This is a genomic window from Micromonospora parva, from assembly GCF_040649675.1.
In the GTDB taxonomy this organism is placed as follows: Bacteria; Actinomycetota; Actinomycetes; order Mycobacteriales; family Micromonosporaceae; genus Micromonospora; species Micromonospora parva.
In genome coordinates this window covers 87396-99137 of record NZ_JBEZFX010000012.1, presented here as the reverse complement: position 1 = coordinate 99137, position 11742 = coordinate 87396, and the positions used below count along the sequence as shown (strand labels likewise).

At 72.3% G+C, this 11742-nt stretch carries 6 protein-coding genes; 4 read left to right on the top strand and 2 right to left on the bottom strand.

Features of this window, described 5'->3' with window-relative positions; translation table 11 throughout:
• Position 1: 1 nt before the first annotated feature.
• The 4 genes from AB0C03_RS26870 to AB0C03_RS26855 are packed head-to-tail and all read left to right on the top strand — an operon-like array spanning position 2 to position 6084.
• Positions 2 to 919: a carbohydrate ABC transporter permease gene (locus tag AB0C03_RS26870; RefSeq protein ID WP_051708219.1), complete on the top strand. Its 918-nt coding sequence runs from the start codon at positions 2 to 4 to the stop codon at positions 917 to 919.
• Entirely contained in the window at positions 919 to 1740 is an 822-nt protein-coding gene (locus AB0C03_RS26865; protein WP_030329461.1) for a carbohydrate ABC transporter permease, read from the top strand. The genes AB0C03_RS26870 and AB0C03_RS26865 overlap by 1 nt, the downstream gene beginning before the upstream one ends.
• Positions 1737 to 3824 carry an alpha-galactosidase gene (locus AB0C03_RS26860; RefSeq protein WP_357639655.1) on the top strand — a complete coding sequence of 696 codons (2088 nt, stop codon included), beginning with the start codon at positions 1737 to 1739 and terminating at the stop codon, positions 3822 to 3824. The genes AB0C03_RS26865 and AB0C03_RS26860 overlap by 4 nt, the downstream gene beginning before the upstream one ends.
• 46 nt (positions 3825 to 3870) lie before the next feature.
• Positions 3871 to 6084 (top strand): DUF8189 domain-containing protein, encoded by a 2214-nt coding sequence (locus tag AB0C03_RS26855; protein ID WP_357639652.1) that lies wholly within the window; start codon positions 3871 to 3873, stop codon positions 6082 to 6084.
• Positions 6085 to 6122: 38 nt separating this feature from the next.
• Here the strand turns inward: AB0C03_RS26855 and AB0C03_RS26850 are convergent, their stop codons facing one another.
• Both AB0C03_RS26850 and AB0C03_RS26845 read right to left on the bottom strand, forming a co-directional pair.
• Complete coding sequence (locus AB0C03_RS26850; RefSeq protein ID WP_357639650.1) at positions 6123 to 8606, bottom strand: ATP-binding protein; 2484 nt, start codon at positions 8604 to 8606, stop codon at positions 6123 to 6125.
• 99 nt (positions 8607 to 8705) lie between these two features.
• Entirely contained in the window at positions 8706 to 11732 is a 3027-nt protein-coding gene (locus AB0C03_RS26845; RefSeq protein ID WP_357639647.1) for a S8 family serine peptidase, read from the bottom strand.
• Between the last annotated feature and the right edge of the window lie 10 nt (positions 11733 to 11742).

Below are 11742 nucleotides of genomic sequence, written 5' to 3'. Positions count from 1 at the left end.
CGTGACAGCAACGATCTCCACGACTTCGGTCACCCCCACCCGGCGGCGGCGACGGTCGGCCCGACTGTCGCCGCTGCTGGTGGCGTTCGTCCTGGTGCCGTTCGCGGTCGAGAGCATCTGGGTGTTCTGGCCGGCGCTCCAGGGTTTCTGGTTCTCCCTGACCCGCTGGGACGGGATGACACCGCCGACCTTCGTCGGCACCGACAACTACGTCGAGCTGGCCGGCGACGCCACCTTCCGGGGCGCGCTGGTCAACACGGTGATCTGGCTGGTGCTCTTCGGCGGCCTCTCCGTGCTGGGTGGCTTCGGGATGGCGCTCGTCCTGCAGAAGGAGCGGCGCGGTGTCGGGTTCTACCGGGCCGCGCTGTTCACCCCTGTGGTGTTCTCGCTGGTGGTGACCGCGCTGGTCTGGCGGGTCTTCTACCAGCCCGACGGCATCGCCGACACGCTGCTGCGGGCGGTCGGCCTGGAGAGCCTGATCAGGCCCTGGCTCGCCGACCCGCAGACCGCCCTGTACGCGGTGATCCTGCCCGCGCTGTGGCGCCAGATCGGGTACGTGATGGTGCTGTTCCTCGCCGGGCTGAAGGCGATCGACCCGGCGCTGCACGAGGCGGCCCGGATGGACGGCGCGAACTCCTGGCAGCGGCTGCGGCACGTCACCATTCCCCAGCTCAAGGGGGTCAACGCGGTGGTGCTGTCGGTCATCGTGATCGACTCGCTGCGCTCGTTCGACATCGTCTGGTCGCTGACCAAGGGCGGGCCGTACCACTCGTCGGAGCTGCTCAGCACCTACATGTACTCGACCGCGTTCCAGAGCCTGCGGCTGGGCTACGCCTCGGCGATCGCGGTCGTGATCTTCGTGCTCGCGCTGGCCGTCATCCTCGGCTACCTGGTCCGCGCGTTCCGGGAGGAAGCGTGATGAACAAGCTCCGTACCGGGGCCTTCCACACCGGCATGATCCTGCTCTCGCTGCTCTGGCTGGGTCCGGTGCTCTGGGTGGTGGTGATGTCCACCCGGTCGTTCGACGACATCGCCGCGCACGGCGTGGGCAGCCTGCCCCGCTCGTTCACGCTGGACACCTACCGGCAGGCGTGGACCGACGGCGGCGAACTGCGCGCCCTGATCAACAGCATGATCGTCACCATCCCGTCGGTGGCGTTGAGCCTCGGGCTGGCCGCGATGGCCGCGTTCGCGCTGAGCCGATTCCGGATCCCCGGCCGGCGGACGATCCTGCTGCTGATGCTCGCCGGCAACCTGCTGCCACCGCAGATCCTGCTCATCCCGGTGGCCAAGTTCAGCGAACTGACCGGCCTGTACGACACGATCTGGGCGTTGATCGCGGTGCAGGTCGGCTTCGGGCTCGGCTTCTACACGTTCGTCCTGCACGGCTTCATGCGGGACCTGCCGGGCGAGATCCAGGAGGCGGCCACCATCGACGGGGCCGGCACCGCGCAGATCTTCACCAGGGTGATGCTGCCGCTGACCCGCCCCGCGCTGGCGGCTCTCGGGGCGCTCTCCTTCACCTGGATCTTCAACGACCTGCTCTGGGCGATCACCGTGCTGCGGACCGACGACAACATGCCGGTCACCCCGGCGCTGCTCGCGCTCCAGGGGCAGTTCGTGTCGTCCTGGAACGTCATCGCCGCCGGTACCGTCATCGCTGCCGTCCCCACCGTCGCGGTGTTCCTCCGCTTCCAGCGGCACTTCGTCTCCGGCCTGGCGATCGGAGCGGTCAAGTGACCGCCGAGGCCGGGCAGCGCTGGACGCTGCGCGGCACGCACACCGAGTACACGGTGCGGGTGCCAGCGCACGGTCGCTGGCTGGAACTTGTCGCGTGGGGGCCGCACGGCGTCTCCGACGGGCCCTCGCCGGTCGGCTACGACGGCCCGGTCCCGTTCCTCACCGCCGGGGACGCGGCCCCCATCGAGTACGCGACCGACGCCGACCGCCCGTTCACCGGCCCCGACCTGGTGATCGAGACCTCGAACGGGCAGCGGCGGGTGGGTTTCGCGCACACCGACGCGCGGATCGACGCCGACCAGCGGGAGCTGGCCGTCGAGTTCGCCGACCCAGTCACCGGGCTGCGCGCCACTGTGCACTACCGGATGCCGGTCGGCACCGACGTGGTGCAGCGGTGGGTCGAGCTGACCAACGACGGCAGCGACGCGCTGCGGGTCATCCGGGCCGGTTCGGGCGGGTTCTGCGTACCCACGCCGCACGGCGCGCTGCTCAGCCACCAGTGGGGGCAGTGGGCGCAGGAGTTCCAGCTCTCCCACGTCGAGCTGGGCCACGGCACCTTCAGCATCGGCAGCTCCCAGGGCGTACCCGGGCATCTGCACGTGCCCTGGCTGGCGGTGCGCGACACCGCCGAGCCGGCCGGCCCGGCCTGGGGGATGGCGCTGGCCTGGACCGGTTCGTGGGAGATCAGCGCGGAGCGGGACACCGGCGGCCTGACCCGGGTCCGGGTCGGCCGTCAGCTGGTCGACGGCCCGTTGGAGCTGGCCCCCGGCGAGCGACTGACCCTGCCGGTGGCGACCGGGGCGTACAGCTCGGACGGCCTGGACGGGCTGGCCCGGGTCTGGCACACCCACCAGCGGCTGCTCGCCGGGGAACGGCTCAGGCCGCGTCCGGTGCTCTACAACTCCTGGGAGGCGACCTACTTCGCCGTCGAGGCGCAGAGCCAGCTCGCGCTCGCCCGGATCGCTGCCGAGTTGGGTGTGGAGACCTTCGTCGTGGACGACGGCTGGTTCGTGGGCCGCGACGACGACACCGCCGGGCTGGGCGACTGGACACCCGACCCGGCGAAGTTCCCGGCCGGGTTCGACACGTTCATCGCCGATGTCCGCGCCCTCGGGCTGAACTTCGGCCTCTGGGTCGAGCCGGAGTGCGTCAACCCGAAGTCGTCCCTGTACGCCGAGCACCCGGAGTGGGTCTACTCCGTCGACGGCCGACCGATCACCCCGGTCCGCAACCAGTACCTGCTCGACCTGGGTCGGCCGGAGGTCGCCGAGTTCGTCCACTCCACAGTCGACGGGCTGTTGCGTCGGTACGACATCGACTACCTGAAGTGGGACTTCAACCGGCCGCGTACCGAACCGGGTCGGTCCGGTGGGCTGGGCCCACTCGACCTGGACGGCGCGCACGTCGCCAACCTGCACCGGATCTACGAGCAGCTGCGCCGCGACCATCCCGGTGTGCTGATCGAGGCGTGTGCCGGCGGCGGCGCGCGTACCGACCTGGCGATGGCCGCCCGCGCCGACGTGTTCTGGCCCAGCGACAACACCGGTCCACTCGACCGGCTGGCCATCCAGTACGGCTTCCTGCACGCCAACGCCCCGCACCTGCTCAGCTCCTGGGTCACCGACGCGCCCGGCCTGTTCGACCCGCGCCCGCGGACGCTGGCGTTCCGGTTCGTCCTGGCGATGGCCGGTGTGCTCGGCATCGGCGCGGACATCCGGGCGTGGACTCCCGAGGAGCGGGCCGAGGCGGCCGGCTGGATCGCCCGCTACAAGGAGATCCGGGACGTCGTCACGCACGGCGAGGTGCACCTGATCGGCGGCCCCGACCAGGCCCGCTGCGCGGTGCAGTACACAGCGCCGGACGAGAGCCGGGTGGTCGTCCTGGCCTGGCACACCGGCCGGCTCGACGGCGCCGGGCTGCTCCCGTCCCGCCCGGTCCGGTTGCCGCTGCGCGGCCTTGACCCGGCAGCCCGTTACTCGCACGGCGACCGGCGCTACTCCGGCAGCCACCTCACCGCGGCGGGCCTGCCCGTGCGGTGGAGCGCGACCCACGACGCCGACCTCATCGTGCTGACCCGCGACTGAGCTCGGAGCACCACCACCCCCACCCCCGAGGGACAGGAGTACCTCCATGCGCCTGAACCGACAGCTGACCGCTGCCCTGGCCGTGCTCGGCCTGGGCCTGGCCAGCCCCGTGCCGGCGATGGCCGGCCCACCCCACGCCGACCCCCCGAAGGCCGGCCACGGGCCCGGCCGCCCCGGTCACGCCCCGGCGGCCACCAGCGCGGAGGACCAGGGCGCGCCGACCTTCTTCAACAGTGGCCTCGCCCCCACGCCCTACCAGGGCTGGAACACCTACTTCGGCCTCGGTGGCGATCCCACCGAGGCCGAAGTACGGTCGGTCACCGACTACATGGTCCACAGTGGCCTTCGCGATGCCGGCTACACCTACGTCTGGATCGACGGCAACTGGGCCGCGCCCACCCCGCGCAACGAGGCCGGACAGCTCGTCGCCGACCCGGCCCGCTTCCCCGGCGGAATGGCGGCGCTGGCCGCGTACATCCACAGCAGGGGAATGAAGGCCGGCATCTACACCGACGCCGGCCCGTACCTGCCGGGGCAGTGCGGGCTCGGCAGCAACGGCCACTACCAGGCGGACATCGCCCAGTTCGCCGGCTGGGGCTTCGACGCGCTCAAGGCCGACTGGCTCTGCGGCCGCGCCGCCGGCCTCGACCCGGAGGCCACCTTCCGCGAGCTGGCCGAGGCGGTACGCCAGTCACCGCGCCCGATGCTGCTCAACATCTGCAACCCGGTCAGCTCGGACTGGGGTGGCGGCCCGTACACCCCGGAGCAGCTCTCCACCTGGAGCTACACGTATGCGCCCACGATCGCCGACTCCTGGCGGACGTACACAGACGTGGGGCTCACCGACCCGACGCCGCAGTGGGCGTTCCCGTGGGTGCTGCGCAACATGGACGTCAACGCGTACCACCCGGCGGCCACCGGGCCGGGGCACTACAACGACCCGGACTACCTGCTGCCGATGCGTCCGCTGCCCGACGGCGGGTACGAGTTGAGCCTGGAGGAGTCCAAGACGCAGCTCGGCATGTGGGCCATCATGGCCGCGCCACTGGTGATCGGCTCCGACCCGCGTGGCCTGCCGCAGGAGATGATCTCGGCGCTGACCAACCCGGAGATCATCGCCGTGGACCAGGACCCGCTGGTGCGGCAGGGCGTCAAGGTCGCCGACACCGGCACCGACGCGCAGGTCTGGAGCAAGGTGCTCGCCGGCTCCGGCAAACGTGCCGTCGCGCTGCTCAACCGGCACGACACCGCCCAGCAGATCACCGTGAACTTCGCCGACGTCGCCCTCGGCGGGTCGGTCCGGGTCCGTGACCTGTGGTCCCGCTCCACGGTGGACGCCCAGCCGGGCACTCCGGGCGTGCAGCCGTTCACCGGCTCGTACACCGTCGAGGTGCCGGCGCACGGGGTGGCAATGCTCGGCCTGACCGGCACCGACCAGGTCGCCGGCGCCGACCTCGGCGGCACCGCCAGCGCCAGCCCTGCGCTGGTCCGGGTGGACGACACGCACGCCACCGCCTTCGTCCGCGACGCGCAGGGCGCCCTGGCGGTCAACACCCGTTCCGGTACGACGTGGGGAAGCCGGTGGACCTCCCTCGGCGGCCCGGTCGGCGGCCGGATCCTCGGCCAGCCGGCGGCGTACGGCTCCGCCGACGGGCGGATCGACGTCTTCGTCCGGGGCATCGACAACGCCGCCTGGCAGCGCAGTTACGTCGCCGGTACGTGGGGGCCGTGGCGCAACCTCGGCGGCACGCTGACCGACGCGCCGGCGGTGGCGTGGACCAGCCCGACGCAGTGGACGCTTGTCGCCCGTGGTGCCGACGGCAAGCTCTGGACGCGTACGCCGAGCGCTGGCTGGACCGGTGTGGGGGCTCCCGAGAACCGGCCGTTCTACGGTCGGCCGAGCGCGGTCGTCGACGACGCCGGCGTGCTGCACGTGGCGGTCCGCAGCCGCACCGACGAGGTGTGGTGGAGCAGCCGGACCGGCACCACGTGGTCGGCCTGGACGAACCTGGGCGGCACCACCAGCGGCAGCCCGACCCTGCTCGCCACCTCCGGCCGGGTCTACCTGTTCGCGCTGGCCGCCGACAACCGGCTCTGGCAGCGCAACCTGGCCGACGGTGCCTGGGGCGGCTGGTTCCGACGTGGTGAGTTCGCCACCGACGCGTTCCGGGGTGCGCCCGGGGCCGCCGCCGGAGCCAACGGCAGCGCCTGGCTGGCGGTACGCGGCGTGGACGACCGGGTGCACCAGGTCGTCCTGTGATCCACGGGGCGGGCCGTCGACCGACGGCCCGCCCCGGCTCAGGCCGGGACGAGTTCCCGGCAGCGGTGCAGAGCGGCCCGGGCCGGCGGCGTGTCACGGCCGGCGATCCCGGCTTCCAGTTCGGCGACCGCCGCCGCGGCCCGCGCCGGTTCACCCTGCGCCGCTGCGGCCTCGGCCAGCACCAGCACCGCGTCGGCGGCCCACGCCAGGATGCCCTTTCCGCGTACCACCGACAGCGCCTCCGTCGCGTGCCGGACGGCCTCGTCCGGCTGCCTGGTCACTGTCAGTCGGGCCAGCGCCGACAGCGTCTGCACCAGCGGCCAGATCGCACCGACTCGGCGGGCGTCGACCACCACCTCCCGCAGCGCCCGTTCGGCCACCTCCACCTCGTCCAGCCCGCCGGTCCTGTCGCCCAGGCCGGCGGCGCTGCCGGCGTTCGCGGTGCCGCCGTTCGCGGTGGCGGTGAGCGCCAGCACGGTGGCCAGTTCGGCCCGCGCGTCCAGCAGGGTGACCGGCATCCGCTCGGCGCTGGCGACCAGCCGACGGAGCCGCTCGACGAGACCGTCCAGCCGGCCGGTGGCTCGGTCCAGTGACAACTGGGTCGCCTCCACCAGGGACGTCAGCCGCTCGTACCCGGTCTCGTCGACCAGCGCCCGGCCGGCCGCCAGCAACGCTTCGGCCTGCTCGGGATGACCGGCGTGCAGCGCGCCCTGCGCCCAGTTCAGGCAGGCGCGGGCGTGTTCGCGCGGCCGATCGGCCAACTCCGCGGACGCCCGCAGCTCCGTGATGATCGCCCAGGCCGCCGGGTCGCCCAACTCCAGCAGCAGCGAGGCCCGGGCGATGCGGACCGCGAGGTGTGACCCGGGATCCCCGCTGGCCGCCGCTGCGGTCTCCGCCTCCGTACAACGGGCCAGGTGGTCGTCGACGTGCCGGCCCACGACGGTGTCGGGGGCCGCCAGCACCGCGAGCGCCGGGGCCTTGCGGCGCGGCGCGCGCAGGTACGGCACCGCACGCTCGATCTCGGTGTACCCGCGCAGCGCCTCGCCCTGCTGGCGCAGCATCCGACCCAGCACCAGGCCCAGCTCTCCTCGGGCGCCCGGTGGCAGCCGTCGGTCGGCGAGCAGCCGTTCCAGCACCGGGATCGCCTCGGCCTGGCTGAGCCCGTCGATGGCCGACCGGCCCAGCTTGGCGGCGAGTCGAACCCGTACCGGTCGGGGAAGCTCGGCGATGTCCATCGTCTGGAGCAGGAAGCTGGCGGCGGTCGCGTCGTCGCCGCGTTCGGTGGCCAGGTCGGCGGCCGCCTCGGCGTTGCGGACGAAGTCGGCCCCGCTGCCGGCCCGACGGTAGTGGTGCGCCAGCTGGGCCACCGGTCTCGGCAGTTCCTGCTCCAACACCCGCGCGACCCGCAGGTGCAGCCACTCCCGGCTCTCCCGGGGCACCAGGTCGTAGACCACCTGTCGGGCCAGGTCGTGGCGGAACCGCAGGCCGTCCCCGGCGTCGTGCAGCAGGCCCGCCCGGTGTGCGGCGGTCAACGCCGCGCCGATCGCCACCCGGTCCAGGCTGAGCACCGCGGCGAGGATGCGCTGATCGGGCGTCATGCCCAGCACGGCCGCCGCGCCGAGCACCTCCCGGGTGGCCTCGTCGAGCGGGCGCAGCCGCCAGAGCAGCACGTCACGGAGGACGAACGGGACACTGTCGTCGGCCAACGGGTCGCCGCCCCGCTCGGCGAGCGTACGCAGCACCTCCTCGACCACGAACGGGATACCGGCGGTGCGGTCGAGCAGGGCGGCGGTCAGTTGCTGCGGCGGGTCGTCGAGCCGCAGGGTGCGCGCCGCCAGCCGGCGTACGTCATCGGCGTCCAGCGGGCTGAGCGCGACGCGCGTGACGCTCCACGGGGGAGTCCGCGCCAGGGCGTCGTGGATCGGCGTGCTGCTCCCCGGCGTCGCCGTCCGCGCGGTCAGCAGCACTGCCAGCCCGTCCACCGGGTGGGTGCTCAGGTACGCGAGGAGTTCGCAGGTCGCCGGGTCCGCCCAGTGCAGATCCTCGAGCAGGAGGGTGGCGGGGCTCAGCGCGGCGAGCACCGCCGCGACGGCGCGGAACAGGCGATGACGCTCGGCCGCCGGGTCGGTCAACGGGGGCGGCGCGTCCGGCAGGACGTCGGCGAGTTCGGGCAGTAGCGGCGCGAGGGCGCCGGCCACCGGGCTGAGTGGACCGGGTCGCTCGGTGCAGCCCCGGATCGCGTCCAGCAGCACGCCGAGCGGGAAGGGTTCGGGCACGTCGTCGCACTCGCCGACGAGGTGCCGCCCGGGGAGTTCGGCGAGCAGCTCGGCGACGAGCCGACTCTTGCCGATTCCGGGCTCACCTTCGAGCAGGATCAGGCAGGGCGGGGTGGCGACGAGCCGGCGTAACTGGGCCAGTTCCGCCGTTCGGCCGACGAATTCGACGGGTCCGCGCAGACGTTCGGGGCGGACGGGAGTTGGGCTCCCGCCGCCCCGGGTCTTGTTCTCGCCGCCGTCGATCACCGTGGGGCGAGCAGATCATCTCTGCGGTTCCCGCCGGTCATCCGGCGGACCGGCGGTGACCTGAGTCACACGCCGATCCGCCGGGTCGGGGGAGCGGGGTCAGGACTGGACGGTGACCGGCACGACCTTCAGCGAGCCGTCACCGTTGCGGAACTCCAACACCCCGACATAACGCTGCCCCGGGGCGAGCCCGGACCAGCGCAGTGTCAGGTTCGCCGTCGCGCCCGGCTGCACGCTGCGCTGCTTCGGGTCGATGGTGACCCGGCCGGTGGAGGTGCCCGGCGCGCCCGGCAGGTAGCTGGTGATGGTGTACGCGTTGGCCTCGTCCTTGATGTTCTCGGTGAACTCCTGCTCGACGACCACGATGTAGTCACCGGCACCGTCGGGCAGGGCGACCTTCGCGCCGATCCGGGTGCTGGCAGTGGCGGTGACGAACTTCCCGGACTTGTCGTAGACGTTGAGGCTGAACTCGGTGCACTCCATCACGCCCTCCTCGTCCTCCCAGTCGATGTGGGAGCAGGTGGGCCGTGCCGACGTCACGTGGATCTCCGGACTGCGGGTGCCGGCCGGTACGTGCAGGGTGGTCCGGCTGATCGACGCGGGCAGCGGCACCGGCAGGTTGTTCGACGTGCTCCAGTCCCAGCTCGGCCCGTCGCCCTTCAGGGTCACTGACGTGCTGGTACCCGAGGTCAGGCCGGACAGCTGGGAGATCAGCTGACCCTTGTAGCCGGCCTCGGCGGCGATCCGGACGCTGCCGGAGGTGCCCGTGCCGGTGATGGCGTCGGGGGCGACCAGCCCGGAGTTGTGCACGACCAGCGGGCTACGTACCGCGTGCTTGAACTGGTCGCGCCAGGTCAGCGAGCCGTCGGCCCAGGTGTCGAACGCGCCGCCGGTGTTGGTGACCTCGACGGTGAAGCGGGCGCTCTGGCCCGGACGGATCTGCATCTTCTTCGGGGTGACAGTGACCTTGTAGCCCGGCGGGGCCTGCACCGACGAGGTGTAGGTGCTGGTCTTGTCGCTGACGTTGGTGACCGTACGGGTCACGCTCTGCTTGCCGACCATCCGGCCCAACGAGATCGACGGGTAGTTGAGCTGGGCGGTGTCGATCGCACCGATCGTGTCGCAGCCGTCCAGGTCGGCGAGCCCGTAGTCGCTGCCCCGGTCGGCGGACACCCCGCACAGGTACTTGATCCAGTCCTGCTGGTTGGAGTCGTAGACCAGGCCCGGGTCGAAGGCGCTGCCCGGCTTCACCTGACCGGCGCCGTAGTTCATGGGAGTGGCGTCGTACGTGCCGATCTTGATGGGGTTGCCCTTGTCGGTGGTGTCCACCGCGCTGGTCATCAGCGCCGAGCGGACCGCCGCCGGCGACCAGTCGGGGTTCTTGGCCAGCAGCAGCGCGGCGATGCCGGCGATGTGCGGCGCGGCCATCGAGGTGCCCGACTCCAGGGCGAAGTCGTTGCCGCCGATGGACGGGGAGAACGCGGCGATGATGTCCTGACCGGGCGCGCTGATGTCCGGCTTGAGCAGCTCACCGGCGTTCAGGTTCGACGGGCCCGCCGAGGAGAACGCGGCGACGGCGGGAGCCTCGACCGTCTCCAGCTTGCTCGGCGAGATGGTCGCCGTGGCGTTGCCCTTGCCGACGTACGCGGTGACAGTGGCCAGGTCGACCTCGTTGATGTGCACTGTCGGCACGGCCTGCACGTCGGCGTTCAGGGAGTTCAGCTCTTCGTTGTACAGCACCATGCCGACCCCGCCGGCCCGCGCCACCTCGATGCTCTTGTCGGTACGCGGGATCTCGCCGCGCAGGCAGAGCACGATCGCGCCCTTGACCTTGGCCGGGTCCAACGTGTCGTCGGCGCAGAGGCCGGCACCGTAGGCGCCGTCCGGGTCGACCGCGCTGTCCTTCGCGAAGACCAGGCGGGCCGGCCCGACGCCGGTCTCGCCCATGCCCACACCGGCGATGGTGGTGCCGTCGCCGAGGGTGAGCGTGCGGGTGTTCTGCCGGTCGGTGGTGCTCGCGGCCACAGTGGTCAGCCACGGCGTCGAGTTGTCGACGGTGTTGGCGAACGGGCCGGAGTTGCCGGCGGCGGCGGCGACGAAGACCCCGGCGGCGGCCGCGTTGAAGAACGTCGCGTCGACGGCACCGAAGCGCTCGGTGTCGTCACCGATCGAGTAGTTGATCACGTCGACGCCGTCCGCGACCGCGTCGTCGATGGCGTGCACGATGTCGATGTCGGTGCCGGTCGCTCCGCCCGCACCGTTGTCGTACAGCGCCTTGTAGATCGCCAACCGCGCGGCCGGCGCCATGCCGGAGATCATGCCCAGGTCCTGGTTGCCCGACGTCGCCCGCACGCCGTGGATGCCGGCGGCGGTGCTGGCGGTGTGGGTGCCGTGGCCGTTGCGGTCGCGCGGCGAGGAGTAGTCGTCCGGGAACGCGTCGGCGATGCCACTGTCGTTGTACCAGCGTGCCCCGATCACCTTGTTGTTGCAGGTCACCGGTGCTTCGACGCCAACGTCGCAGGTGCCCTTCCACTTGGCGTCGATGACGGCCTGGTCGGGGCGCGGGCTGGGCAGCGGGGCGAAGCTCGCGCTCTGCGGCCAGTAGCCGCTGTCGATGACCCCGATGATCACGCCCTCACCCGCGTGGGGGTCGCCGCCGAACTCCTTGTCCCACACCCCGCCCTTGCCGGTCAGGCCCAGGTAGTCGGGGGTGTGTGCGGTGGCGGCGTGCACCTTCTGGCTCTCGTACACCGCGCGGACACCCTTGGTGGCGCGCAGCCGGGCGGCCTGCGGCCCGGTCAGGTCGGCGGCGAAGCCGTTGAACGCGGTCTCCATGGTGACGCGGGTGCGCTCGGCGGGCACGCCGACCCGGTCCAGCACCGACTTGCGCTGCTGGCGCAGGTGGTCCCGGTACGCGTTGGCGTTCCCGGACGTACGGTTCAGCTTCGCCCCGTCGACCGGCTTGGTGGCGGCGATCCCGGGAACCCCGCCGGTGTAGGTGGCGAGTGGCTCCTCGGCGAGCTGGACGAGGTAGCGGGCGGTCGGTCCACTGCTTGCCGGCGCGGCGGTGGCGCTGGCGGGCAGGCTGGTCAGGCCGGCCGCGGTCAGCGCCACGGCGGCCAGCATGCTGACCCCG